25 protein-coding genes and 5 tRNA genes are annotated in these 26335 nt (G+C 24.8%); 15 read left to right on the forward strand and 15 right to left on the reverse strand.

Annotated features, from left to right (window positions below; translation table 11 throughout):
• Window positions 1-16 precede the first annotated feature (16 nt).
• The 3 genes from rimM to rplS are packed head-to-tail and all read left to right on the forward strand — an operon-like array spanning window position 17 to window position 1659.
• Window positions 17-499 carry a ribosome maturation factor RimM gene (gene rimM, locus RJT32_RS01990; protein WP_428994355.1) on the forward strand — a complete coding sequence of 161 codons (483 nt, stop codon included), beginning with the start codon at window positions 17-19 and terminating at the stop codon, window positions 497-499.
• Between the two features lie 13 nt (window positions 500-512).
• Entirely contained in the window at window positions 513-1271 is a 759-nt protein-coding gene (gene trmD / locus RJT32_RS01995) for a tRNA (guanosine(37)-N1)-methyltransferase TrmD (RefSeq protein ID WP_343154530.1), read from the forward strand.
• A 40-nt stretch (window positions 1272-1311) separates the two neighbouring features.
• On the forward strand, window positions 1312-1659 hold the full coding sequence (gene rplS, locus RJT32_RS02000) for a 50S ribosomal protein L19 (protein WP_343154083.1): 348 nt from the start codon (window positions 1312-1314) through the stop codon (window positions 1657-1659).
• A 77-nt stretch (window positions 1660-1736) separates the two neighbouring features.
• On the opposite strand, the gene tldD is transcribed toward rplS, so the two are convergent.
• Window positions 1737-3194, reverse strand: coding sequence for a metalloprotease TldD (tldD, locus tag RJT32_RS02005; RefSeq protein ID WP_343154084.1), 1458 nt, complete (start codon window positions 3192-3194; stop codon window positions 1737-1739).
• A 151-nt stretch (window positions 3195-3345) separates the two neighbouring features.
• Between tldD and aroQ the strand changes: the two genes are divergently transcribed.
• Window positions 3346-3795 carry a type II 3-dehydroquinate dehydratase gene (aroQ, locus tag RJT32_RS02010; RefSeq protein ID WP_343154085.1) on the forward strand — a complete coding sequence of 150 codons (450 nt, stop codon included), beginning with the start codon at window positions 3346-3348 and terminating at the stop codon, window positions 3793-3795.
• Between the two features lie 90 nt (window positions 3796-3885).
• Here the strand turns inward: aroQ and fis are convergent, their stop codons facing one another.
• Together fis and rluD are read right to left on the reverse strand one after the other, a co-directional pair.
• Window positions 3886-4185, reverse strand: a complete 300-nt coding sequence (fis, locus tag RJT32_RS02015; protein WP_343154086.1) for a DNA-binding transcriptional regulator Fis — start codon at window positions 4183-4185, stop codon at window positions 3886-3888.
• Between the two features lie 87 nt (window positions 4186-4272).
• Window positions 4273-5217, reverse strand: a complete 945-nt coding sequence (gene rluD, locus RJT32_RS02020) for a 23S rRNA pseudouridine(1911/1915/1917) synthase RluD (RefSeq protein WP_343154531.1) — start codon at window positions 5215-5217, stop codon at window positions 4273-4275.
• Between the two features lie 111 nt (window positions 5218-5328).
• Here rluD and RJT32_RS02025 point away from each other — a divergent pair, with 111 nt between their 5' ends.
• The 6 genes from RJT32_RS02025 (at window position 5329) to gshA (ending at window position 11123) form a co-directional block, all read left to right on the forward strand.
• Complete coding sequence (locus RJT32_RS02025) at window positions 5329-6072, forward strand: outer membrane protein assembly factor BamD (RefSeq protein ID WP_343154087.1); 744 nt, start codon at window positions 5329-5331, stop codon at window positions 6070-6072.
• A gap of 103 nt (window positions 6073-6175) precedes the next feature.
• Window positions 6176-8809 (forward strand): alanine--tRNA ligase, encoded by a 2634-nt coding sequence (gene alaS / locus RJT32_RS02030; protein ID WP_343154088.1) that lies wholly within the window; start codon window positions 6176-6178, stop codon window positions 8807-8809.
• A gap of 195 nt (window positions 8810-9004) precedes the next feature.
• On the forward strand, window positions 9005-9190 hold the full coding sequence (gene csrA / locus RJT32_RS02035; protein ID WP_158366826.1) for a carbon storage regulator CsrA: 186 nt from the start codon (window positions 9005-9007) through the stop codon (window positions 9188-9190).
• Window positions 9191-9336: 146 nt separating this feature from the next.
• A tRNA-Ser gene (locus tag RJT32_RS02040) sits at window positions 9337-9426 on the forward strand.
• Window positions 9427-9434: 8 nt separating this feature from the next.
• Window positions 9435-9508, forward strand: a tRNA-Arg gene (locus RJT32_RS02045).
• A gap of 85 nt (window positions 9509-9593) precedes the next feature.
• Entirely contained in the window at window positions 9594-11123 is a 1530-nt protein-coding gene (gshA, locus tag RJT32_RS02050; protein WP_343154089.1) for a glutamate--cysteine ligase, read from the forward strand.
• A gap of 128 nt (window positions 11124-11251) precedes the next feature.
• Here gshA and metK read toward each other — a convergent pair whose 3' ends face one another.
• Window positions 11252-12391 (reverse strand): methionine adenosyltransferase, encoded by a 1140-nt coding sequence (metK, locus tag RJT32_RS02055; protein ID WP_343154090.1) that lies wholly within the window; start codon window positions 12389-12391, stop codon window positions 11252-11254.
• Window positions 12392-12610: 219 nt separating this feature from the next.
• On the opposite strand from metK, the gene RJT32_RS02060 reads away from it, so the two are divergent.
• On the forward strand, window positions 12611-13285 hold the full coding sequence (locus RJT32_RS02060) for an endonuclease (protein WP_428994344.1): 675 nt from the start codon (window positions 12611-12613) through the stop codon (window positions 13283-13285).
• 18 nt (window positions 13286-13303) lie between these two features.
• Window positions 13304-14044 carry a 16S rRNA (uracil(1498)-N(3))-methyltransferase gene (locus RJT32_RS02065; RefSeq protein ID WP_343154092.1) on the forward strand — a complete coding sequence of 247 codons (741 nt, stop codon included), beginning with the start codon at window positions 13304-13306 and terminating at the stop codon, window positions 14042-14044.
• Between the two features lie 91 nt (window positions 14045-14135).
• Here RJT32_RS02065 and rpiA read toward each other — a convergent pair whose 3' ends face one another.
• The 4 genes from rpiA to RJT32_RS02085 form a co-directional block, all read right to left on the reverse strand.
• Window positions 14136-14798, reverse strand: a complete 663-nt coding sequence (gene rpiA / locus RJT32_RS02070; RefSeq protein WP_343154093.1) for a ribose-5-phosphate isomerase RpiA — start codon at window positions 14796-14798, stop codon at window positions 14136-14138.
• A gap of 155 nt (window positions 14799-14953) precedes the next feature.
• Window positions 14954-15028 (reverse strand) — tRNA-Gln (locus tag RJT32_RS02075).
• A 16-nt stretch (window positions 15029-15044) separates the two neighbouring features.
• Window positions 15045-15126: transfer RNA gene (locus tag RJT32_RS02080), tRNA-Leu, on the reverse strand.
• Window positions 15127-15157: 31 nt separating this feature from the next.
• Window positions 15158-15231 (reverse strand) — tRNA-Met (locus RJT32_RS02085).
• 167 nt (window positions 15232-15398) lie between these two features.
• Between RJT32_RS02085 and glnS the strand changes: the two genes are divergently transcribed.
• From glnS to eno, 3 genes are all read left to right on the forward strand, one after another.
• Window positions 15399-17084 (forward strand): glutamine--tRNA ligase, encoded by a 1686-nt coding sequence (glnS, locus tag RJT32_RS02090; RefSeq protein ID WP_343154094.1) that lies wholly within the window; start codon window positions 15399-15401, stop codon window positions 17082-17084.
• A gap of 129 nt (window positions 17085-17213) precedes the next feature.
• Entirely contained in the window at window positions 17214-18872 is a 1659-nt protein-coding gene (locus tag RJT32_RS02095) for a CTP synthase (RefSeq protein WP_343154095.1), read from the forward strand.
• Window positions 18865-20178, forward strand: a complete 1314-nt coding sequence (gene eno / locus RJT32_RS02100) for a phosphopyruvate hydratase (RefSeq protein WP_343154096.1) — start codon at window positions 18865-18867, stop codon at window positions 20176-20178. Before RJT32_RS02095 ends, eno begins: the two co-directional genes overlap by 8 nt.
• A 556-nt stretch (window positions 20179-20734) precedes the next feature.
• Here the strand turns inward: eno and RJT32_RS02105 are convergent.
• The 7 genes from RJT32_RS02105 to cysD all read right to left on the reverse strand — a co-directional run bounded on the left by RJT32_RS02105 (window position 20735) and on the right by cysD (window position 26327).
• Complete coding sequence (locus tag RJT32_RS02105; RefSeq protein ID WP_428994345.1) at window positions 20735-21391, reverse strand: murein hydrolase activator EnvC family protein; 657 nt, start codon at window positions 21389-21391, stop codon at window positions 20735-20737.
• Window positions 21392-21841: 450 nt separating this feature from the next.
• Window positions 21842-22327 (reverse strand): 2-C-methyl-D-erythritol 2,4-cyclodiphosphate synthase, encoded by a 486-nt coding sequence (gene ispF, locus RJT32_RS02110; RefSeq protein ID WP_343154533.1) that lies wholly within the window; start codon window positions 22325-22327, stop codon window positions 21842-21844.
• A 16-nt stretch (window positions 22328-22343) separates the two neighbouring features.
• A complete protein-coding gene (gene ispD / locus RJT32_RS02115) occupies window positions 22344-23054 on the reverse strand; it encodes a 2-C-methyl-D-erythritol 4-phosphate cytidylyltransferase (protein ID WP_343154097.1) in 711 nt (236 codons plus the stop codon).
• A 36-nt stretch (window positions 23055-23090) separates the two neighbouring features.
• Window positions 23091-23291 carry a septum formation initiator family protein gene (locus tag RJT32_RS02120; protein WP_343154098.1) on the reverse strand — a complete coding sequence of 67 codons (201 nt, stop codon included), beginning with the start codon at window positions 23289-23291 and terminating at the stop codon, window positions 23091-23093.
• 39 nt (window positions 23292-23330) lie between these two features.
• Window positions 23331-23951, reverse strand: a complete 621-nt coding sequence (gene cysC / locus RJT32_RS02125; protein ID WP_343154099.1) for an adenylyl-sulfate kinase — start codon at window positions 23949-23951, stop codon at window positions 23331-23333.
• A gap of 11 nt (window positions 23952-23962) precedes the next feature.
• On the reverse strand, window positions 23963-25387 hold the full coding sequence (gene cysN / locus RJT32_RS02130; RefSeq protein WP_343154534.1) for a sulfate adenylyltransferase subunit CysN: 1425 nt from the start codon (window positions 25385-25387) through the stop codon (window positions 23963-23965).
• Window positions 25388-25418: 31 nt separating this feature from the next.
• Window positions 25419-26327, reverse strand: coding sequence for a sulfate adenylyltransferase subunit CysD (gene cysD / locus RJT32_RS02135; RefSeq protein WP_343154100.1), 909 nt, complete (start codon window positions 26325-26327; stop codon window positions 25419-25421).
• Between the last annotated feature and the right edge of the window lie 8 nt (window positions 26328-26335).

The following is a 26335-nucleotide window of genomic DNA, read 5'->3' on the forward strand; positions in this document are numbered from 1 at the left end:
TATTTTAGTAGGAAAAATAGGAAAAGTTTATGGAATATTAGGTTGGATAAATTTTTATTCGTTCACAGAAAATAAAGAAAAAATATTCAGTTATCTTCCATGGTTCATCTTAAAAAACAAAGCATGGGAGATTATTCAACTTAAAAATTGGAAAAAACATAATAATCATTTTATTATTCAAATTAATAATATTATAGATCGATCTATTGCTAACAAATGGACTAATACTGAAATTTTTATTAATAAAAATCAACTTCCAAAACTTAAACAAGATGAATATTATTGGGATGACATTATTAAATGCAAAGTATTTAATGTGACAAAAAAATATTTAGGTACAGTAATTAATTTAATAAATAATAAACATAATGATATTCTTCTTTTGCAAAATGAATGTGAAAAAAAAAATATAAAAAAAATAATGATTCCATTTGTAATCGGAAAAATAATACAAAAAATAGATATTAAGAATAAAATTATAATAGTCAAATGGAATTAAATATGATATCTCAATTAAAAAAAAAGATCATCACACATTAATATCATTTCATATCATTACCATATTTCCAGAAATGTTTCATGCAATTTCAAATTATGGAGTTATTGGACAAGCAATTCAAAAAAATATTGTGAATCTTAGTTTCCTAAATCCAAGAGATTTTTCTAAAAATAAATATAAATCTATCGATGATCGTCCCTATGGGGGAGGACCGGGGATGTTAATGAGTATGCAACCATTATATTTATCTATTAATTACTCAAAATCTTTATTAAAAGATGCCACAGTGATTTATTTATCCCCACAAGGAATAACACTAAATCAAAATAATGTTTTTCAATTGATTGAAAAAAAAAAAATCATTTTCGTATGCGGTAGATATGAAGGGATAGATCAAAGAATTATTGATTCTTTAATCGATGAAGAATGGTCAATAGGGGATTATATACTAACTGGGGGAGAACTAGCAGCTATGGTTATAATAGATTCTATTTCTAGATTTATTCCTGGGGTAATTAATACAAAAAAATCAGTAGAAAAAGAATCTTTTTATAATAATTTACTTGATTACCCAAATTATACTAGACCAAAAGAAATTTACAATATGAAAGTACCAGATATATTACTTTCTGGTAATCATAATAAAATTCGTTTATGGCGCTTAAAACAATCTTTAGAAAAAACTTTAGAAAAACGACCAGATTTATTAAAAAGAAAAATTTTAGACAAAGAAGAAAAAATAATTTTACATAAATTAAAAAATAAAAAATAGAAATATCATTCACTTATAATTATTTTATTTAGAGTAAAAAATGATAAATATAATTCAACAAATAGAACAAGAGCAATTAAAAAAAAATATCCCTAGTTTCCGACCTGGAGACACAATAGAAGTAAAAGTATGGGTGATTGAGGGAACTAAAAAACGTTTGCAATCTTTCGAGGGAATAGTAATTTCAATAAAAAATCGATCTTTAAATTCATCTTTTACTGTTCGTAAAATTTCAAATGGAGAAGCTGTAGAACGAGTTTTTCAAACCCATTCTCACAATATTGATTGTATCATTGTTAAACGAAAAGGATTAGTAAGAAAAGCAAAACTATATTACCTTAGAACACGTACTGGAAAATCCGCTAGAATTAAGGAAAAAATTAAATAAATTTGTTCTAAATAACAATTAATATGCAGTCACGACGTTATTCTTGACTGCACTAATTTTTTTATATATTTTATAAATTACTGAATAGTTCCGCCTATAGTCAATTTATCTATTTTAATAGAAGGTTGACCTATTCCTACGGGAATATTTTGACCATCCTTACCGCATATTCCTACACCGTGGTCCATTTTTAAATCATTTCCAACCATAGAAATATTTTGCATTACTTCTATTCCAGATCCTATTAGCGTACTATTTCTAATTGGGGATGAAATTTTACCTTTTTCAACTAAATATGCTTCTGAGGTTGAAAAAACAAATTGCCCAGAAGTTATATCTACTTGGCCACCAGAAAAATTAATAGCGTATATTCCATAATCAATACTTTTAATAATATCTTCTATTTTCGATATACCAGATAACATATATGTATTAGTCATTCTTGGCATTGGCAAATGCGAATAAGATTCACGTCTACCATTTCCAGTAGATTCAGTTCCCATTAAACGAGCATTAAGCTTATCTTGCATATATTTTTTTAGAATTCCATTTTCAATAAGTATATTTTTTTGTCCGATCACCCCTTCATCATCAATATTTAATGAACCACGTTGATTTTTAATAGTTCCATCATCAATTACAGTACATAACTCTGAAGCTACTTTTTTTCCAATCATATTGGTAAATACTGATGTTCCTTTTCTATTAAAATCTCCTTCTAGACCATGCCCCACAGCTTCATGCAGCAAAATGCCAGGCCATCCAGAACCCAAAACTACAGGAAAACTTCCAGAAGGAGCTTCTTTTGAAGATAAATTTAGTAAAGCTATACGAACAGCTTCTTTAACCCAGTAGTCAATTCTAATTTCTTCTAAAGAATTATCTTTACTTAAGAAAAAATTATAATTAGCACGACTGCCTCCTCCACTTTTTCCACGTTCTATTTTTCCATTTTCCTCAACTATAACACTAATTGAAAATTCAACTAATGGTCTTATGTCAGAAGCTAATTCCCCATCAGTAGAAGCGACTAAAATTTTTTCGTAAGATCCACTTAAAGTAGCATTAACTTGAACTACACGATGATCTAATTTTCTAGCGATATGATCTACTTTATATAATAGATTAGTTTTTTCAGTAGCAGTGAATGTGTCTAATGGATTTAAAATATCATAAAAAGAACATGGTTTTTTTTCTGCAAATATTTTTGATATTATTTTATTTTTTTTAATATCAATAATACTTTTTGCCATTTTAGCACTTTTCCTTATAGCTTCTATTGATATTTGATCTGTGTATGCAAATCCAGTTTTTTCCCCAGAAATAGCTCTCACACCAACACCCTGATCTAAGTGATATACCCCTTCTTTAATAATTCGGTTTTCCAAAACCCAAGATTCGTAAATACGTGATTGAAAATATAAATCTCCGTAATCTAAACCATGAATTGAAATATCTTCTAATATTTCCAAAAGATTTTGATGATTCAATTTATTTGATGTCAATAAAGATTCACTAACTAATTCCAATGTCATTTTCGCTCACTTTATATTATATGATTATTATATTAATATTATAAATTAAAATAAAAAATAAAAAATATTTTTTATAAAAATCTTATATATAATCTAAAAAATTTATTATAAAATATAATGTTAAATACAGTGCACTATTATTGAGAAAAAAATGAAAAAAAAAATAAATGTTTTTCTAATAAATGGACCTAATCTCAACCTTTTAGGATCCAGAGAACCACATATATATGGTAATAATACTTTACCAGATTTAATAAAAAATTTAATAAAAAAATCAGAAAAGTTAAATATATCATTAAGTCATATACAATCTAATGCAGAACATGTATTAATTGAAAAGATACATGCTGCTAAAGAAAATAATATCGATTATATTATAATTAATCCAGCAGCTTTTACGCATAGTAGCATAGCACTAAGAGATGCATTAATTGCAGTTTCTATACCATTTATTGAGGTACATATTTCAAATATTTATAACAGAGAAAATTTCCGTTCTCATTCCTGGTTTTCTGACGTCTCTGAAGGTGTCATTACCGGATTAGGTTTAGAAGGTTATTATTGGGCGCTAAAAACAATATCTAAAAGATGTAAAATATAAAACAATAAAACTTATTATAATTTTTGCACCTTCTTTATTATATATTCATAGAAAGTGCAATTAAATTTAACAATCACAAAATTTAAAAAATTAATTCATACCATATTTTTTTAGTTTTTTTCTTAAAGTACTACGATTTATCCCCATAATTAAAGCAGCTTTTGTTTGATTACCACGTGTATATTGCATAATTACATCCAATAAAGGTTGTTCAAGTTCAGATAATATTAATGGATATAAATTATTGATATATTTAGTATTATCTAAATTTAATAAATAATTTTCTAAAGATTTTTTGACTAATAAACGTAAAGGTTTTTTTATAGTTTCATTTTGATTATTTTTAGTATAATTTACTAAAAATTTTGTATCTATTAAATCTTCTGACATAAAATTATCAACTCTTTAATCTTTTATATATTTTAAATGAAGTGAAGATTGTTAAAAAATATGTTTTATTGTACAAAATATTGATTATTACTCATCTAAATCTGATATAAGATCCTTCATATCATTAGGTAGATCAGCTTGATAACTCATCAACTGTTTAGTAATGGGATTTAAAAATTCAATGTAATGCGCATGCAATGCTTGACGAGAAAAAGTTTGCTTTTTATAACAATATTTTTTTCTGAAATAATTACAAGAATAATTAATTCCACCATATAAAGGATCACCTAATATAGGATATCTAATATGCAACATATGCGCTCGAATTTGATGAGTCCGACCTGTTTCCAATTTTAATAAAATATGTGTATAAAATTTAAAACGCTTAATTATTTTATAAGATGTAATAGCACACTTTCCTAAAGGATGTACTATCATAGATGTTCTTTTTGAAGGATTTCGTATAAGAGGAGCATTAATAATACCACCAGAAATCATGTTTCCTTTTACAATAGCTTGATATTTTCGAATAACTTTTTTATTTTTTAACAATTTCAATAAATAATAATACGAAAAAATAGTTTTTGCTATAACCATTACACCACTGGTGTTTTTATCTAGACGATGAACAATGCCGCAACGAGGCAAATATTTACTATTTTCATAACGGTGTAATAATCCATTTAAAATTGTACCAGTATGATTCCCAGCTCCAGGATGAACAACTAAACCAGGAGATTTATTGATAACTAATAAATCATTATCTTCATAAATAATATTTAAAACAATATTTTCTGGCAAATCAGATGTTATTTTATTAATAATTGGATAAACCGTGATAATTTCACCTCCTAATATTTTTTTATTAGGTTTATTTTCTATACAACCATTAACATATACATGATTCATAAGAATCCAATTTTTCAGACAAGAACGAGAATACTGCGGAAAAATTTTAGAAATAATTTGATCTAATCTTTTTCCTGAAACTATAGTATGTGGCGCTAATACACTTATTTTTTTTTTTTCCAACATAAAATCCTTGTTTGTAAAATATATTTATTTAATCTCAATCTTTCATTTTTATAGAATATGATATTCTATTATAATAAACGTTATTAACATTAAATTAAAGAAACATATATGATACTAAAAAGAAATATTTTAATTATTTGTATATTGCTATTAATACAATCTTTAGCTTGTTCAAAAAATGACATACAACAAAAATTTATTCAAGAACAAAAAATCTATGAATATGGAAGAAAAGAACTAAAAAAAAATAAATTTAATAGTGCAATATTTTTTTTAGAAAATATGAAAAAAAAAAATATTTTTAATATTTATTGGGATAAAATTCAAATTAATTTAATTTATGCTTATTATAAAATTGAAAATTTTAGTATGGCACAAAAAAACATAGAAGAATTTATAAAATTATATCCAAAACATCCAAATATCGATTATGTTTTTTATATGAAAAGTTTAATAGATATATCACTTGATAAAAATATTTTTGTAAAAACGTTATCGATCATAAATTATAAAAGCGATCCGTTTTATGCCAAAAGAGCTTTTTTTGAATTAAAAAATTTTTTATATCGTTACCCTAAAAGTATTTATATTATCAATGCCAAAAAAGATTTGTTTAATTTAAAAAAACGTTTATCAGAACATGATTTTAAAATATTACAATACTATTTTAGTCACAAACAATATATAGCAGTTATTAATAGAGGTGAAGAAATACTTCAAAAGTATCCAGAAACTCCATGTACACTTGCAACATTAGATTATATTAAGCAATCTTTTATCTCGTTAAAAATATTTAAAACTGCAGAAAAAGTATCTAAAATTATTTCATTAAACACAATGAAAAATGTTTAAATAAAATACTCCTATAATTTTATTTTACTAAATAATTTTCATGTATAACAACTTAAATTATATTTTGAAATTCCTTATAAGCATCAATATTTAAAATGAAAATATGAAAAAAACAACAAATGAAATACGACAAAAATTTTTAGAATTTTTTCAAGAAAAAGGACACACTATTCTTCCAAGTAGTTCTTTAATTCCTAAAGATGATTCTACATTACTATTTACTAATGCAGGAATGAATCAATTTAAAAATTTTTTTTTAAATCCAAAAAAAAAAAAATATTCTCGCGTTACTACTGCACAACGTTGTTTAAGAACAGGAGGAAAACATAATGATTTAGAAAACGTAGGATATACTGAAAGACATCATACATTTTTTGAAATGCTTGGTAATTTTAGTTTTAATGATTATTTTAAAAAAGAAGCTATTACATATGCATGGGAATTATTAACATCTGCAAAATGGTTTAATATTAATCAAAATAAACTATGGATTTCAGTATATGAAAACGATGAAGAAACATATAAAATATGGATTGATATTATCAAAATTTCTCCTCAACATATTATTAAAATAGGTGATAAAAATAATTCCAAATATAATTCTGAAAATTTTTGGCAAATGGGTGACACTGGACCATGTGGTCCATGTACTGAAATATTTTATAATTATGATATAAAAAACCATCATGATTTTAGTGATTTTTTAAAAAATAAAAACGAATATTTTATTGAAATATGGAATATCGTTTTTATAGAATACAATCGTATTTCTTCAAAAAGCATTATTCCACTTGAATATAAATCAATAGATACAGGAATGGGATTGGAAAGAATTTCTTCTGTTTTACAAGATGTAAATTCAAATTACAAAACCGATGTATTTCAAAAATTAATCCAAAATATTGCTTCTTTTAGTAAAACAAAAAATTTAAACAATATATCTTTAAAAATAATTTCAGATCATATTAGATCTTGTATATTTCTTATTTATGAAAATGTTATCCCATCCAATGAACATAGAGGTTATATTTTAAGAAGAATTATCAGAAGAATGTTAAGACACGCTTATAAAATTGGAATAAAAAAAAATTTTTTTCATAAAATTGTTCCGTATTTTATTGAAAATATAAGTGAAAATTTTAATTTTATAAAAGAAAAAGAAAAACAAATCAAAGAAACACTAAAAACTGAAGAAATTCAGTTTTCTGAAACTCTAGAAAAAGGATTAAAAATATTAAATATAGAAATAAAAAAAATATCTAATCAAAAAATTTCTGGAAAAACTATTTTTTATCTTTATGATACATTTGGTTTTCCTGTGGATTTAACACTGGATGTTTGTCGTGAAAAAGGAATAAAAGTAAATCTTGATGGCTATTATTTAGAAAGAGAAAAACAAAAAAAACACTCTAAAATAGGAAGCAAATTTTATACAAATTATAATCAAATAATAAATATTAATGATCATTGCACTTTTGAAGGTTATAAAAAAAACACAATAAAAGCATTAATAAAACAGATTTATATCAATGAAAAATTAACTTCATCAATTTTAGAAGGTGAAAGTGGCATTATTTTTCTTGATAAAACATGTTTTTATCCAGAATCTGGAGGACAAGTAGGTGATATCGGTAAATTGTATTATAAAAAATCACACTTTATAGTTAAAGATACAAAAAAATATGGAAATACAATTGGACATATTGGAACATTAATTAAAGGTAAGTTTAAAATTAATGATTTTTTATATACAAAAATTGACACACTCTATCGTAAAAATATTCAAATAAATCATTCTGCCACTCATTTACTGCATTCTGCATTGCGGAAGATATTAGGAAATATAGTGACTCAAAAAGGATCGTTAGTCACGCACACACGTCTAAGATTCGATTTTTCTTACCCTAAAAATATTAGTTTTTATGATATACAAAAAATTGAACAAGTTGTAAATGCAGAAATATATAAAAATAATTTAATTAAAGTTCAATATTGTAGTTTAGAAGAAGCGAAAAAGAAAAAAGCAATAGCATTATTCGAAAGTAAATATAATTCTATTGTTCGTGTTATATCGATTAAAAATTTTTCTATAGAGCTTTGCGGAGGAACACATACTAAAAGAACTGGAGATATTGGACTATTCAAAATTACTGATCAATCAAGTATATCATCTGGTATTAAAAGAATAGAAGCTATTACAAACTCTCAATCAATAAATCTTTTGCATATTCAAGAAAATAAATTAAAAGATATCTCTACTTTATTAAAAGCTAACAGTGTGAATTTTAAAAATAAAATAGAGAAATTAATAACAAAAGTTAAAGATTTAGAAATACAAGTAAATATTTTACAAAAAAAAGAAAATATACATCAAATCAAAAAAATTACTGAAAAAATTGAAGATATAAAAGGAGTAAAATTATTAATTAATATATTTCAAAAATATGATTATAAATCATTAAAGTTAATAATAGACCAATTAAAAAAAGATTTTAAAAGTATAATTATTATATTTATAAATAAAAATAATAATCATTTTAATATAATTGCTGGAGTGACTAAAAATCTAACTAATTTTCTCACTGCATTAGAAATTATTAAAATTTTTACTCAACTTTCCAATGGAAAAGGAGGGGGAAAAGATGAAATCGCTGAGGGTTCTAGTGTTAATACAATGAATTTATCTAAAATTTTAAAAATTATTAAATCATGGATTAATTCCAAGTTAGAAAATTAAAACAAAATGATTTCTATTAAAATTATATTAAAAAATAATATACTTCATTTAAAACTACATTCATATATAATGTATACATGATCAACATAGTATAATGTTGTATTATTCAAATATTTTGCAGTCTATATCTAGACCTGTATTATTTTAACTCCAGGAATCAGATGGGATGAACTCTTTTATTTCAAGGAACAAAGAATGCTTATTCTAACTCGTCGAGTTGGCGAAACATTGATAATTGGTGATGAAATAACTGTAACAGTACTAGGAGTGAAAGGTAATCAAGTTCGTATTGGTGTAAATGCCCCTAAAGAAGTTTCAGTGCATCGCGAAGAAATATATCAACGTATTCAAGCGGAAAAAAAACAACAAAAAAACCAATAAAAAAAAATTGCATCTTACTATCTTATTTAAAGTAAGATGCATTTCATATGTTTTAACATCACTTATTATAAGTTAATTATTTATTTTTTAAAAAAAAATTGACTTATATTTAAAAAAAAGTAAAATTGAGATAGTTTAAAAAAATAGGTGAAATGGCCGAGAGGATGAAGGCGCTCCCCTGCTAAGGGAGTATGCAGAATAACTCTGCATCGAGGGTTCGAATCCCTCTTTCACCGTAAAAATTGCATCCGTAGCTCAGATGGATAGAGTACTCGGCTACGAACCGAGCGGTCGGAGGTTCGAATCCTTCCGGATGCAAAGTAAAATTCTAACCAATAATTTATTATCCTATAATAAAAAGTTTTTTAAAAATCATTAAAAATTCACACTTTAGGAGAAAAAATTGATAGAGGATATCTCACAAAAAATTAATTGGCTAGAAAAAAATTCATCAATATTGAAAAAAATTTGTCGAGGAATTGAACGAGAAACACTTAGAATCAAACAAAATGGAGATTTTTCAAATAATAAACATCCATATGAACTCGGATCTTCTTTAACTCATAAATGGATTACAACTGATTTTTCTGAAAATTTATTAGAATTTGTTACTCCACCCACTAATAGTATAGACTATTTGTTAAATTTCTTAAGAGATATTCATTCTTTTGTCGCATATAAAAACAAAAAAGAATTAATGTGGCCCTTTAGTATTCCATATATTTATACAAAATCAACAAATATTCAAATAGCAAACTATGGTACCTCTAATTATGGAGCATTTAAAACTCTTTATAGAAAAGGTTTAAAAATAAGATATGGAGATTTAAAGCACACTATTTCAGGTATACATTACAATTTTTCATTACCAATAGCTTTCTGGAAAAAAGAAAAAAAAGACAACATAGACAACATATCATCAGGTTATTTAAATTTAATTCGTAATTATTATCGATTTGGTTGGATTGTTCCATATTTATTTGGAGCATCACCTGCAATATCAAAACATTTCTTAACACATCAAAAACATGAATTCAAAAAAAACAAAGAAGGAGTTTTTTATTTGCCTTGGTCCACTTCATTAAGGATTAGTGATATGGGTTATACCAACGCTTCTATTGAAAATTTAAATATTACATTTAATGATTTAGAATCGTACATTAATTGTGTACAAGTAGCAATGAATACTCCATGTAAAAAATTTTCTAATTTAGGATTGAAAAATCACCTTGGAGAACTTCAGCAATTAAATACCAATATATTACAGTTGGAAACAGAGTTATATACACAAATTAGACCTAAAAGATCTACTAATTACGGAGAATCACTCTTAGAAGCCTTAAAAAATAGAGGAATTGAATATGTAGAAATACGCTCTTTAGATGTCAATCCATTTTCATCAATTGGAATTAATAAAAACCAAATACTTTTATTAGACTTATTTTTAATCTGGTGTGCGTTGATAAATGCGCCAGAAACAAAAAAAACAGATTTTTCATTTATAATGCAAAATTGGAAAACAATTATTTTTGAAGGAAGAAGGCCAAATCAAAAAGTTTATGTCAACGAAAATAAAAGTTTTCAATTAAAAAAAGTTGGCGAAAGAATATTTCAAGATTTAAAAAAAATTGCTGTCATCCTTGATGATCAATGTAAAAATTTAGACTATCAAAATGTATGTGATAAACAAATTCTTTGTTTCCAAGATCCAGAATTAACTTATTCAGCTAAATTTTTAAAAATGTTTGTTGAAAATAATGAAATTAAAAAAAGAGGATTAAATTTAGCTAAAATATATCATAATCAATTTATTAATCAATTTCATTACAATATAAATAAAAAAATTCTTGAAAATGAAACTATTTACTCTCATAAAAAACAAATACAAATAGAAAAAAACGAAACGTTATCTTTAAAAGATTATATAAAATAATAACTTGTTCTCCCATGCTAAATTAAACATGGGGAAATTATGAATCATTTAATATAATTGTCCATAGTGTTATTAAAAAATTAAAACAAATTATTTTTTTTTAAATATATATCAAAAATTATAAATTTTTATTGAGATAATTCGCCGACTTTATCTAATTTTTCCCATGGAAATTCTTCTCTTCCAAAATGTCCATATACAGATGTTTGAAAATAAATCGGTTGAAGTAAATTAAGCATTTTAATCAACCCATACGGTCGTAAATCGAAAATATCTCGAATTAAATTAATCAATGTTTTATTACTCAATTTTCCAGTTCGAAAAGTTTCAACCATAATAGAAGTAGGTTCAGCAACTCCAATAGCATATGACAACTGAATTTCACAACGATCTGCTAAACCTGCCGCTACAATATTTTTAGCTACATATCTAGCAGCATATGCTGCAGATCGATCCACTTTAGATGGATCTTTACCAGAAAAAGCTCCACCACCATGTCTAGACATTCCACCATAAGTATCCACAATAATTTTTCGACCTGTTAAACCACAATCTCCCATAGGACCGCCGATAACAAATCTTCCAGTTGGATTAATGAAAAATTTAGTATTTCTTGTTAACCATTTTTTTGGTAAAACTGGTTTAATAATTTCTTCCATAACAGCTTCTTTTAACACTTTTTGACTAATATTTTCTTTATGTTGAGTAGAAAAAACGACTGTATCAATTCCTATTACATTGCCATTTTTGTATTTAAATGTAACCTGGCTTTTAGCATCTGGTCTTAACCAAGGTAAAATATTTTTTTTTCTTAATTCAGATTGTTTCTTAACTAATAAATGAGCATAAGTAATTGGTGCAGGCATTAAAACTTCTGTTTCATTGGTAGCATATCCGAAAATTATACCTTGATCTCCAGCACCTTGTTCTAGAGGATCAGAACGATCAATTCCTTGCGTAATGTCGGGTGATTGCTTTCCTATAGCACTTAATATAGCGCAAGAATTTGCATCAAAACCTGTTTCTGAATTAATATAACCAATATTATTAATAGTATTTCGAGTAATTTCTTCAACATCTACCCAAGCAGTAGTAGTAATTTCCCCTCCAATTAAAACCATTCCTGTTTTTACATAAGTTTCACAAGCAACTCTTGCTTTAATATCTTGCTGCATAATAGCGTCTAATAAAGCATCAGAAATTTGATCAGCAATTTTATCTGGATGACCTTCTGAAACTGATTCGGATGTAAAAAGATATTCGTTCATTGTATTGTGTATGCCTTTTAATTAAAATTAATTAAATATATTTAAATTAATATTTTTTAAAAATATATGTTAATATACATAATTATTTTAAATGTTTTATTGAAACAACGCTCAAATAAAATATTTATAAAGTAAAAAATAATTAATAACTTACATTAATAACTTAATATAAAGTTTAATATAAAAATGATTAAAAAAATATTTCTTATCTTCATCAGTATGTTTTTTTTTAATTGTTATAAAAAAAACAATATAAAAAAAAATAATATAAAAAATTTTCAACAAGCTAAAATATTAGCAGTTAAAATACATAAAAATGCTCCTGGAACATTTTATTGCGGATGTAAAATTATTTGGAATGGTAAAAAAGGCGTTCCTAATTTATCATCGTGTGGATATAAAATTCGAAAAAATAAAAATCGGGCTACTAGAATTGAATGGGAGCATGTTGTTCCAGCATGGCAATTTGGACATCAAAAAAAATGTTGGAAAAAAGGAGGAAGAAAAAAATGCACCAAAGACAAAAATTATAGAAATATTGAACTTGATTTGCATAACTTACAACCTTCTATTGGAGAAATTAACGCAGATCGATCTAACTTTATGTATCATGAATTAAAAATAAATACAAAACAATATGGAAAATGTGATATCAAAATAGATTTCAGAAAAAAACTAGTCGAACCACCTAAAATTGCTAAAGGTGTTATAGCTCGAACTTATTTTTATATGAGTAAAATGTATGATATTAAATTATCTTCAAAAGAAAAAAAACTATTTAAAAAATGGAATCTGAATTTTCCAGTAAGTAAATGGGAATGTATAAGAGAAAATTTAATATTTAAAATACAAGGTAATCATAATAATTATGTTTTTAAACAATGTCGTAAATAATATATTATTTTTTTAAAAATGAAAAATCGTATCCCACGAATTTATATTGATAAACATTTTACAATTAATGAAAAAATAATTTTAGATGAATCTAATAGACATTATATAACAAAAGTATTACGCATGAATATTCAAGATATATTAGAGATATTTAATAATACTAATTATATTTTTTTATCTAAAATTATCGAAGTTGAAAATAAAAAATTAATTATTTTAATTTTAAAAAAAGAAAAAAAAAATATTGAATCTCCATTATTTATTCATTTAGGATTAGTTATTACAAAAAATGAAAAAATGAATTTTGCCATTCAAAAATCTGTCGAATTAGGTGTTCATACAATTACTCCAATATTTTCTCAATATTGCAATTTTAACCGAAATAAACAAAACATTTCAAAAAAAAATATTTATTGGAAAAATATAATAATTTCAGCATGTCAACAATGCAAGCGTAACATGATTCCAAAAATAAATAATTCGGAAAATATTCAAACATGGTGCAAAAAATCAAATAAAAATGAAACAAAAATTGTTTTAGATCCAAAATCTAGAAGAAATATTAATCAGTTATCCAAACATAATAATTACTTCCGATTATTAATCGGATGTGAAGGTGGATTTTCAGAATTAGAAATGCAAAAAATAATTAAATGCAATTTTATTCCAATTAGGCTAGGACCTAGGATTTTAAGAACAGAAACAGCTGCAGTTGCAGCAGTAACTGCTTTACAAATAAAATTTGGTGATTTTGGTTAATTAAGAAGTTATATAAAAATAGATTTTAATAAAAAACTTTTTATAGAAAAAATAATTAATTTAATATTTTTAAGTAATCTATATAGAAAATCTATTTTTCTATAATTTTTACACCATTATTTGTTCCCATTAATATTACATCTGCACCTCTTAAAGCAAATAAACCAACAGTTACAACTCCCGGTAATAAATTAATTTTTTTTTCTATCAAAACAGGATCATGTATACATAAGTTATGTACATCTAAAATTATATTACCATTATCTGTAATAACATTTTTCCTAATTCTTGGTTTTCCTCCTATTTTAATTACTTCATTAGAAATAAAAGATGAAGCTGCTGGTATTACTTCAATAGGTAATGGAAAAGAGCCTAATATATTTACTTTCTTTGTTTCATCTATAATACAAATAAATTTTTTAGCAATTGCAGCAATAATTTTTTCTTTAGTTAAAGCAGCACCTCCACCTTTAATCATTTGCATGCTACTATTAATTTCATCAGCACTGTCAATATAAATCTCTAATGAATTAAAGGTATTTAAATTTAAAATATTATTAATGCCTTTACTTTTTAACAATATTGTTGAAGAATCTGAACTAGAAACAACTCCAGATATTAAATGTTTTATTGTGCTTAAAGCTTCAATAAAATGAAAAACTGTGCTTCCTGTACCCACTCCTATCACAGTTCCAGGAGAAATATAATTCAAAGCGGCCCATGCCGCTTGTTTTTTATATTCATTTAAATTCATAATATAAAAACCTATTTTATTTTAGATAAATTTTAGATTAGAAATTTTGAAGTAAAATCGAATATTAATTTAAAAAATATAATATTTATACAATACTAAAATAGTTTGTATTTAAAAAATATTTCTTGTAAGAAAATCAAAAGAAAAAAATTAGATGGCTGGGGTACCTGGATTCGAACCAGGGATGCCGGTATCAAAAACCGGTGCCTTAACCACTTGGCTATACCCCAAAAAAAAGATAAAATATACGGGAGGCGAGATTTGAACTCGCATACCTTACGGCGCCAGAACCTAAATCTGGTGCGTCTACCTATTTCGCCACTCCCGCGTAAAACTTTTAGTTTTTAAAATATTAGTAGTAGCTACGACGGGATTTGAACCCATGACCCCAGCGTTATGAGTGCTGTGCTCTAACCAACTGAGCTACGTAGCCATTTAAAATAAATAATTAATTTATTTTTTTAAATTAATTATTTTTTTATTCTATAATAAATAAAATAAATTATCAATATAATTATCAATTTCAAAAATATTTTAAAATTAAAAAGTATTTATATTTATTTTTTAATTATATTTTAATAAATTAAACTATGGAAAACAATGAAAACTACAATTAAAAAATATAGTAATAATTTTATTTATAATATTATTAAAGAAGATTTAAAAAGAAATAAATATTTTTCATTACATACTCGTTTCCCCCCTGAGCCTAATGGATATCTTCATATTGGACATGCTAAATCAATATGCTTAAATTTTGAACTAGCAAAATTATATAATGGATATTGCAATCTTCGTTTTGATGATACTAATCCTCTTAAAGAAAATATTAAATATATTAATTCAATTATAAATGATATTAAATGGTTAGGTTATACATGGAGTAAAAAAATTTATTATTCTTCTGAGTATTTTTTACAATTATATGAATATGCAAAAGAACTAATAAAAAAAGATTTAGCATATGTAGATCAATTAACAAAAGAACAAATACGTGAATATAGAGGAACATTAACTACCCCTGGGAAAAATAGCCCTTATAGAAATAGAAATATTGAAGAAAATTTGAAATTGTTTGAAAAAATGAAAAAAGGAAATTTTAATGAAGGAGAAGCTTGTTTAAGAGCTAAAATTGATATGAGTTCTTCATGCATGATAATGCGTGATCCTGTATTATACAGAATTCTTCACACACAACACCACCAAACAAAAGAAAAATGGTGTATTTATCCTATGTATGATTTTGCACATTGTATTTCTGATTCAATAGAGGGAATTACACATTCTTTTTGTACCTTAGAATTTCAAGATAATAAACTTTTATATAATTGGATTTTAAAAAACATTAGCGTTGTAAATCACCCAAAACAATATGAATTTGCAAGATTAAATTTAAAATATTCCATTTTATCAAAAAGAAAAATCCAAATACTTATTGAAAAAAAAATAATTAATAATTGGGATGATCCCCGAATACAAACTATTGCCGGTCTAAGAAGAAAAGGATATACCGCCTCTTCCATTCGAAAATTTTGTGAAAAAATTGGTGTTACTAAACAAAATAATTTAATAGAGTTTTCTATGTTAGAATATTGTATTAGAAACGAACTAAATGAAAAAGCTATACGTACTATGGCTGTCTTAGAACCTATAAAATTATATTTATATAATCTTGATGATAACTACCAAGAAATTTTTACCGTTCCAAACCATCCTAAAAAACCAGAATTAGGCACTCATGAAATTATTTTTACTAATACAATATATATTGAGCAAGAGGATTTCAAAGAAAAATATGAAAAAAATTATAAAAGATTAAAAATTGGAGAAGAAGTACGTTTAAGATATGCATATATAATTAAAGCAGAAAAAATAGAAAAAGATAAAAATGGAAATATTATACAAATAATATGCTTTTGTGATCTTAATACACTAGGTAAAAAACCAACTGATAGAAAAAATCCAGCAGTAATACATTGGATTTCAAAAAAAAATTCATTTTTATCAGAATTTAGATTATATGAAAAATTATTTAATATACATAATCCCGAACAAGAAAAAAATTTTTTATCTTTTTTAAATCCTAATTCAATCACTATTAAACATGGTTTTATTGAAAAAAAAATAAGTGAAAAAATACAAAAAAAAATAACAAATATTAATTTATTTTTTCAATTTGAAAGAGTTGGATATTTTTGCTTAGATGTAATTGATTCAAAAAAAAATAAACTAATATTCAATAGAACTGTGAATTTACGAGATATATGGAATATCAAAAAAAAATAATCAACATAATTTATTAAAATATATATACCGTCTCATTAATCAATTAATTTGTTTGATTAATATAATTTAATTAAAGATTTTAATCTTTAAATTTACCTTTATATTTCAACTAATATTTTTACATTTAGAATGACTAAAAATTATATTTTTATTACTGGTGGTGTTGTTTCATCTTTAGGAAAGGGTATTGCAGCAGCTTCTTTAGGCGCTATATTAGAAGCTAGAGATCTAAAAATAACTATTATGAAGTTAGATCCGTATATTAATGTAGATCCTGGAACTATGAGTCCTACACAACACGGAGAAGTATTTGTCACTGAGGATGGAGCTGAAACTGATTTGGACTTGGGGCATTATGAACGATTTATTCGGACAAAAATGACATATTTAAACAATTTTACAACAGGTAGTATTTACTCTGAAGTATTAAAAAAAGAAAGAAGAGGGGATTATTTAGGTGCTACTATTCAAGTGATACCTCACATTACTAATGCTATTAAGGAAAGAATTATATTATGCTCGGAAAAAAGTGATGTTATACTTGTCGAAGTAGGTGGAACAGTTGGGGATATTGAATCTTTACCATTTCTAGAAGCAATTCGACAAATAGCAGTTGATATTGGAAGAAAAAATGTAATTTATATACATTTGACTCTTGTACCTTATATTGAAACAGCTGGTGAAGTAAAAACCAAACCTACACAACATTCTGTAAAAGAATTACTATCTATTGGAATACAACCAGATATTTTAATTTGTAGATCGACAAAAGATATACCAATAAATGAAAGAAAAAAAATAGCTCTTTTTTGCAATGTTCCAGTTAATGCAGTGATATCATTAAAAGACGTTAGTTCCATTTATACAATTCCAAAACTATTAAAAAACCAAAAACTAGATAACTACATTTGTAAATATTTTAAGTTAAATGTTCCTGAAGCTAATTTGAAAGAATGGGAAAAAGTTATTTATGAAGAGAAAAATTCTCATCATGTAATTACTATTGGTATTATTGGTAAGTATATCAAATTACCTGATGCATATAAATCAGTTATAGAAGCGCTGAAACACGCGGGTCTAAAAAATAAAATTCAAGTAAACATAAAACTAATTGATGCCCAAGAAATAGAAGATAAAAATTTTCAATCTTTACAAAATCTTAATGGTATTTTAATACCTGGAGGTTTTGGAGATCGAGGTATTATAGGAAAAATATTATCAGTAAAATACGCTAGAGAAAATAATATTCCATATTTTGGAATCTGTTTAGGCATGCAAATAGCAATTATAGAATTTGTACAAAATGTAATAGGTATTAAAGATGCAAACTCTACCGAATTCGACCCTCAATGTAAGTTTCCTATCATTGATTTAATTAAAAAACAAAGTAATAACATAAAATATGTCATGAAACATAAACAAAGAAAAAATTCTAATTTAGGAGGTACTATGAAACTAGGTAGCCAACCTTGTAAATTAACTTCTAATAGTTTATCCCACAAATTATATAAAAAAGATGTTATTTTAGAGAGGCATCGACATCGGTATGAAGTAAATAATATTTTGTTAAAAAAAATTGAAAAATTTGGACTTAAAATTGCAGGTCGCTCAAAAAACAACAATGTGGTTGAAATTATAGAAATACCAAATCATCCCTGGTTTCTTGGTTGTCAATTTCATCCTGAATTTACTTCTACTCCCCGTGATGGACATCCACTATTTATTGATTTTATAAAATCAGCAAAACAATACAAAAATGCTAAATATACGAAGGTAAAAAATGTTTAAAATAACAAATATTATAGGACGTGAAATTCTAGATTCTAGAGGAAACCCTACAGTAGAAACTGAAGTTCATTTAACAGGAGGGTCTATTGGTTTGGCATCTGTGCCTTCTGGAGCTTCTACTGGATCCTTAGAAGCTTTAGAATTGCGTGATCAAGATAAAAATCGTTTTATGGGAAAAGGTGTATTAAAGGCAGTTAAATTAATTAATAAAGATATTCGCCATGCCTTAATCAATAAAAACGCTGACGATCAAAATTACATTGATCAAATTATGATTAATTTAGATGGTACTAAAAATAAATCCAATTTAGGTTCTAATTCTATTTTATCTGTATCTTTAGCTGTTGCAAAAGCAGTTGCATCTTCTAAAAGAATGCCTGTATATCAATATATATCGGAATTAAACAATTCATCAGGTATTTTTTCTATGCCACTACCAATGATTAATGTTATTAATGGGGGAGTACATGCAAATAACAACATTGATCTTCAAGAATTTATGATACAACCTATTAGTGCAAAATCAATCAAAGAAGCAATACGTATGGGAGCGGAAATATTTCATACATTAGGAAATTTACTTAAAGAGAAAGGGATGAGCACCGCAGTAGGTGATGAAGGTGGTTACGCTCCTAATTTAAAATCTAATGAAGAAGCTTTAAATATAATTCAAGACACAATACATAGAACTAAATATAAGTTAGGAAGAGATATCACATTAGCTATAGATTGTGCTGCTTCTGAATTATATAACAAAAATAATAAAAAATATCAATTTAAAGGGGAAAAGAAAGAATTTAATTCAACAGAGTTTACTCATTATTTACAAAAATTATGTAAAAAATATCCCATTATTTCTATTGAAGATGGTCAAAATGAATCTGATTGGGAAGGGTTTTCATATCAAACTAAAATTTTAGGAAATAATATACAATTAGTAGGAGATGATTTGTTTGCAACAAATATAAAACTTTTAAAAAAGGGAATTCAAAAAGAAGCAGGAAACGCTATTCTAATCAAGTTAAATCAAATAGGAACATTAACAGAAACAATTGAAACTATAAAAATGGCAAAAAAAGCTAATTATAGTACTATTATTTCTCATCGTTCTGGTGAAACTGAAGATGCTATAATAGCTGATCTAGCAGTAGGAACAGCATCTGGTCAAATTAAAACAGGATCTATGTGTCGTTCTGACAGAACATCAAAATATAACCAACTAATTAGAATTGAAGAAAATTTAGGCACAAAAAACGCACCTTTCTATAATTTAAGAAAAGTAAAATCATCTTTTTCAACATTATAAAATTTTTGAAAGAGAATCAGGTATTCAAATAAATATACCTGTTTCTCAATAAATTTAATTTTATTAATTAATTGATAAATTAAAATATTATGAATTATCTAACTAATAAAATTTTTAAAGTGTATAAAAACCATTATATTAGTAAAATATTAATTTTTATTGAGCAATAAAAGTGAAGTAATAAATTAAAATATTGAAATAAAAAAAAATATATTTAAATTTATTTTACATAGCTTTTAGTTTTTAAATATATCTAAAATAAAATTTTATTTAATTGAAATAATATAAAATCTTAATAAAAATTAAGTTTTTAGATCACCTTAAACTTTTTAATTTAACGCTTCAATAATAAAATTTTTTATTGTTTAAGTGCTATAAGTTCAATAGTAATTTAATTGGTTACGTCTTTATAAATACGATAAAATAATAATTTTTACATTACTACAATTTATTATATTAATTTTTTAGACATATTTATTAGATAATGTTTTGGAAAATTTACATTTTTAAATATAATAGTATTTGTTATATTTATATATTTTTTGAAAATTAAATTTTAATGCTGTTTTAATTTTATATTTGGAAATAATTTTAACAAATTAATTGGATTTCCTTTAAATCTTATTTCAAAATACAATTTTGACAAATGATTATCTAAACATCCAATAGTAGATATTTTTTGATTTTCAGATACTTGGTCATTTAATTTAATAAAAATATTTTTATTAAATCCATACATACTTAAATAATTATTAGCATGTTTAATAATAATTAATTTTCCATAATTTTTAAAAGTGTCACCAATATAAACTACTTTTCCCTTTGCAACTGAAAAAACAGATTGCCCCTGAACTCCTTCTATTTCTAAGCCTTGATTATTAGCAGAATAATTATAAAAAAAACTCATACGTGTGTTTTTTACGGGCCAAAACCAATGTTCAGAAAAAATGTGTTTTTTAATAATAATATTATTTTTTTCGTGATAATTTTTATTGTAAAACAAACATATCTCTTTAAATAATATATTTTTATTTAAAAGATTGATAATATTTATTTGTTTATTTACACAAATTGTAGATAAAATATTTTTTTTATTGCTATTACTAAAAATTATATAATTTATTTTATTTTTATTAACAACTAAAATATCGTTTACTAATATTTTTTGACCAACTAATATTTTATAAGGTTTATGAAAACTATTCTGTGACAATAGTCTATTAAAATTATAATGAAGACGTTTTGAAATAGAATATAAAGTGTCATTTTTTTTTACAATATAAAATAAATGAAAAATTTTATCCTTTAAAAGTCCAATATAATCTATGTTATCAATAATGACTGAATATATTTTAGAATTTTTTTGATTTTTTTGAAAAAATAAACAATATTTTTTTTCATGTTTTTTTTTAAGTTATTTTTACAACTTAAAATTTTTTGATTGCTAAAATAAATATTTTTTTTATATCTAAATATATCATTCGCAAATATATCGTCATTATAAATAAATAAAATAAAAATTAATAAAAATAATTTATTTTTAAAAACATTAAATTTCATTAAATTACACCATTTTATTATATAAACAACAAATGTTACTAAATATTTTTTATTAAATTACATTTAAACATATATAGCATATATTACTTTAAACGAAATCATTCTAAATATTTTTTTTATATTTGAATAACATTACAATTGATTGGCATGCAATACCTTCTTTTCTTCCAATACATCCTATTTGCTTAGAACTTGTAGATTTAATGCTAATATTATTTATTTCAGTCTTTAAATCATTTGCTAAATTGGTTCTCATTAACAAAATATAAGATAACATCTTTGGGCTTTCAGCGATAATAGTGCTATCTACGTTAGATATATAATAATTTTTTAAATAAATTTTTTCCCAAATATATTTTAATAAAATCCTACTATCAATATCTTTATATTCTTTTTTTGTACTTGGAAAAAAGGTTCCGATATCTCCCATTGCCACAGCTCCTAATAACGCATCTATTAACGAATGTATTAATACATCACCATTAGAATGAGCAATTAATCCTGTATGATTAGGAATATTCACACCTCCAATAACTAGTGGTTTTAAACTTCCAAATGCATGCAAATCAAAACCATATCCAATTCTCATGATATAATAAGTCCTTCTAATCGTTAGATAATTCATCAAGGTAAATTTCAGCATAAATGAGATCTTCAGGAAAAGTAATTTTAATATTTTTATAACTACCCAAAATAATCAACGGATTATATCCACAATATTCTAAAGCCGACGATTCATCTGTTATATCAATATTATCTCGAATAATTTTTGATAAGCAAAATCGCAACAAATTTGTTGGAAATAATTGAGGAGTTAAAGCATTCCATAATTTTTTTCGAGAAATAGTATGTGATATTTTTTTAGTATTATGAGAAACATATTTTATAGTATCGCATGTTGGTCGCGCTAAAATACCACCTACTTTAGTTTTTCCAATGATAGAAATTAATTTTTCTAAATCCTTATAACTCAAACAAGGCCGAACAGCATCATGAACTATTACCCAATCGGCATTTATTGGTAGAACTAATCCTGATAACACCGAATAAATTCTTTTATTACCACCAATTACAGATGTAATTCGTATATTAGACGCTATAGACAATTTATGAAAATATTTATCTCTTTTATTTAAGCTAACAATGACTTGAACTATACTAGGATGCGATAATAATGTAGTTAAAGTATATTCAAGAATAGTACGATTTTTAATTTTTATATATTGTTTGGGAATATCTAACAACATTCTCTTACCTATTCCTGCAGCCGGTACAATAGCTACAATTTTCGGTTTAAAGTTATTCCGAAATCTCATTTTATACCTAATGATACTATGTATTAATTAAAAATTTTAATCTTTAATTTTATCATTTAAATTTTGAATTTCTAGAAGTAGTTTATTATTTTCTACTTCAAGATCTTTATTTGTTTTTTTTTGAATTATAATTTTTTTATAAATTTTTATATAATCTAAAATACCATTTTTTCCAACCCAAAGAGAATATTGCAACCAAATAAACAATAAAAATAAAAATATTTTCAATATTCTCATATCGTTACTCTAAATAATTTTTTATAAAATTAAAATATTTTATGAATATGTAGAAAAAAATATAATATTATTTATATATAACTGCTGGATTAAATTTTTAACGTTTTCTTCCAAAGAAATTGTACCATCTAAATAAATATCAGGTTTTTCTGGTGCTTCATATACAGAGTTTATACCGGTGAAATTACATATTTCATTAGAACGAGATTTTTTATATAATCCTTTAGGATCACGATCCTCACAAATATTAATAGGAGTATCAATAAAAACTTCGATAAAATTATCTTTTCCTATAATCTTAGAAGCTATTAACCTTTGCTGTTTATATGGAGAAATAACAGAAACTAAAACCATAATACCTGCATCTAACATTAATTTAGACACTTCTGAAATACGTCGAATATTTTCATTTCGATCACAAGAAGAAAAAGTTAAATCTGAACATAATCCAGATCTCACATTATCTCCATCTAATACATAAGTATTAATATTATGTTTAAATAATATTTTTTCTAATATATTAGAAATCGTAGATTTACCTGATCCTGATATTCCTGTAAACCATATTACTTTAGATTTGTAACCATTTTTAGTTTCTCGTATTATACGGTTAATGTCATATTTTTGAAAAACAACATTGTTTGAAAAGTTATTATTCATTTCAATTAAGCCTATAATTTATTTTGTATATTCCAATTCGGAAAATATTTTATAATTAAATTATACAAATCTAATTCAAAATCTTTCATATTATTTTTAAAAATAATATTTTTATTTTTTGAAGATTTTCTAATCATACCTGCTCCTACTGTGGTATTTTTTAAAAAATCAATAAAAATTAAATTCCCTGTAAATTTATTTTTTTTATAATCATCAAACAACATAGGTTTACTAAACATAATTTTAATTCTTCCAATACTATTTAATAGTAATGAATTAGATTTATTTTTAATTAGAGTATTCACATTTATTTGAAATAAAATTTCTTTAATATAAGCACGTGTTTTTTTCCCTGATAATTTTATATTATATGATTGTCCTACTTTTAACGGATCTTCAGACATCCAAACAACATCAACAATAGCCTCTTGAGAGGGTTGTAAATCAGAGTTGATATTTACAAAAAAATCACCTCGACTAATATCTATATTGTCTTTTAAAACTATTGTAATTGCTTCACCAGCATTTGCGACCTCTAAATCTTGATGAAACATTAAAATACGTGAAACGCAAGAATTGATATTAATAGGTAATATTTTTATTAACTGACCCACTTTAATAGTACCGGAAAATAAAGTACCCGAATAACCACGAAAATTTGAATTTGGACGATTTACATACTGAATTGGAAATCTTACTTCTTTTGAGCAAATATTATTTTTAATATCTATCGTTTCTAAAAGTTTTAACAATGTATAACTTTTATACCAAGGCATAAATTGACTTGAAAAAACAATATTTTCACCTGTTAAAGCAGATATAGGAACAAAAAAAATTTTTAAATTTTTAGGAAGTTTAAGAGAAAACAAAAGAAAATTTTTTTTTATACTTAAAAACATTTTTTCACTATAATTAACTAAATCCATCTTATTAACAGCAACTACTAAATATTTAATGCCGAGTAAAGAAGATATAAAACTATGTCGACAAGTTTGTTCTGATAATCCTTTTTTTACATCAATTAAAATAACAGACAGATCACAAGTAGAAGCTCCGGTAACCATATTACGAGTATATTGTTCATGACCCGGTGTATCAGCTATAATAAATTTACGTTTATCAGTTGAAAAATAACGATATGCCACATCAATAGTAATTCCTTGTTCTCTTTCTGATTGCAATCCATCAACTATAAGAGCAAGATCAAGATTTTCTCCTTGTGTGCCATGCCGTTTACTATCTTGCTTTAACGAAGATAATTGATCATCATAAATTTGTTTAGTATCATGCAATAAACGACCAATTAAAGTGCTTTTTCCATCATCTACACTACCGCATGTCAAAAATTTTAATAAAGTTTTTTTTTCATTTGAATATATCCAATTTTTAAAAAAATCGAATGAATTAATATTTTTTATATTAACATTAGTATTCATTTTTAAATTCAACCTATATTCAGTATACTTATTAAAAATAACCCTGTCTTTTTTTAGATTCCATTGAATTTTTTTGATCATAATCAATAGATCTACCTGTTCTTTCGCTAGTTTTAGTAATAAGTGTCTCTTTAATTACATCTTCGAGAGTTTGAGCGGTCGATTCAATAGCACTAGTCAAAGGCCAACAACCTAATGTTCTAAATCTAACCATTTTATGAGTAATTTTTTCATTCATATTAATTTTTATACGTTCATCATTGATTACTAAAAGAACTCCATTTCTTTCTAAGACTGGACGTATAGCTGCAAAATATAAAGGAACGATTTCAATTTTCTCTAAAAAAATATATTGCCAAACATCTAATTCAGTCCAATTTGATAGTGGAAAAACACGAATATTTTCTCCTTTATTTATTTGGCTATTGTAATTCCACCATAATTCTGGGCGTTGTTTTTTGGGATCCCACTGATGGAGAGAATCTCGAAATGAATAAATACGTTCTTTAGAACGAGATTTTTCTTCATCTCTTCTAGCTCCCCCAAATGCAGCATCAAACTTATATTTATTAATTGCTTCTTTTAATGCATCTGTTTTCATTATATCAGTATATTTTGAACTATTATCTTTAAAAGGATCTAAATCTAATGATTGCCCTTTTGTATTACGATGTATAATTAATTCTAAATTATCACTTTGAGAAATATAATCTCTAAAAGTATACATTTCTTTAAACTTCCATCCAGTATCTACATGTAGAAGTGGAAATGGTAAACGTCCAGGATAGAAAGATTTTTTTGCAAGATGTAACATAACAGAAGAATCTTTACCAATAGAATAAAGCATAACAGGGTTTTCAAATTCTGCTATTACTTCTCTTATTATATAAATACTTTCTGCTTCTAATTGACGTAAATGAGTAATATTTTTTTTAAACATTATGTTTT

The sequence above is a fragment of the Buchnera aphidicola (Aphis aurantii) genome (assembly GCF_039388985.1).
Lineage (GTDB): Bacteria > Pseudomonadota > Gammaproteobacteria > Enterobacterales > Enterobacteriaceae > Buchnera > Buchnera aphidicola_BL.

Bases quoted from the DNA above. Each gene is read 5' to 3' on its own strand.
- fis (WP_343154086.1), bottom strand. From the start codon at position 4,185: ATGTCAGAAGATTTAATAGATACAAAATTTTTAGTAAATTATACTAAA.
- cysN (WP_343154534.1), bottom strand. From the start codon at position 25,387: ATGAATACTAATGTTAATATAAAAAATATTAATTCATTCGATTTTTTT.
- aroQ (WP_343154085.1), top strand. From the start codon at position 3,346: ATGAAAAAAAAAATAAATGTTTTTCTAATAAATGGACCTAATCTCAAC.
- RJT32_RS02065 (WP_343154092.1), top strand. From the start codon at position 13,304: ATGAAAAATCGTATCCCACGAATTTATATTGATAAACATTTTACAATT.
- eno (WP_343154096.1), top strand. From the start codon at position 18,865: ATGTTTAAAATAACAAATATTATAGGACGTGAAATTCTAGATTCTAGA.
- RJT32_RS02025 (WP_343154087.1), top strand. From the start codon at position 5,329: ATGATACTAAAAAGAAATATTTTAATTATTTGTATATTGCTATTAATA.
- tldD (WP_343154084.1), bottom strand. From the start codon at position 3,194: ATGACATTGGAATTAGTTAGTGAATCTTTATTGACATCAAATAAATTG.
- metK (WP_343154090.1), bottom strand. From the start codon at position 12,391: ATGAACGAATATCTTTTTACATCCGAATCAGTTTCAGAAGGTCATCCA.
- alaS (WP_343154088.1), top strand. From the start codon at position 6,176: ATGAAAAAAACAACAAATGAAATACGACAAAAATTTTTAGAATTTTTT.
- rplS (WP_343154083.1), top strand. From the start codon at position 1,312: ATGATAAATATAATTCAACAAATAGAACAAGAGCAATTAAAAAAAAAT.
- ispD (WP_343154097.1), bottom strand. From the start codon at position 23,054: ATGAGATTTCGGAATAACTTTAAACCGAAAATTGTAGCTATTGTACCG.
- RJT32_RS02120 (WP_343154098.1), bottom strand. From the start codon at position 23,291: ATGAGAATATTGAAAATATTTTTATTTTTATTGTTTATTTGGTTGCAA.
- cysC (WP_343154099.1), bottom strand. From the start codon at position 23,951: ATGAATAATAACTTTTCAAACAATGTTGTTTTTCAAAAATATGACATT.
- RJT32_RS02060 (WP_428994344.1), top strand. From the start codon at position 12,611: ATGTTTTTTTTTAATTGTTATAAAAAAAACAATATAAAAAAAAATAAT.
- RJT32_RS02095 (WP_343154095.1), top strand. From the start codon at position 17,214: ATGACTAAAAATTATATTTTTATTACTGGTGGTGTTGTTTCATCTTTA.
- rpiA (WP_343154093.1), bottom strand. From the start codon at position 14,798: ATGAATTTAAATGAATATAAAAAACAAGCGGCATGGGCCGCTTTGAAT.
- cysD (WP_343154100.1), bottom strand. From the start codon at position 26,327: ATGTTTAAAAAAAATATTACTCATTTACGTCAATTAGAAGCAGAAAGT.
- ispF (WP_343154533.1), bottom strand. From the start codon at position 22,327: ATGAGAATTGGATATGGTTTTGATTTGCATGCATTTGGAAGTTTAAAA.
- glnS (WP_343154094.1), top strand. From the start codon at position 15,399: ATGAAAACTACAATTAAAAAATATAGTAATAATTTTATTTATAATATT.
- csrA (WP_158366826.1), top strand. From the start codon at position 9,005: ATGCTTATTCTAACTCGTCGAGTTGGCGAAACATTGATAATTGGTGAT.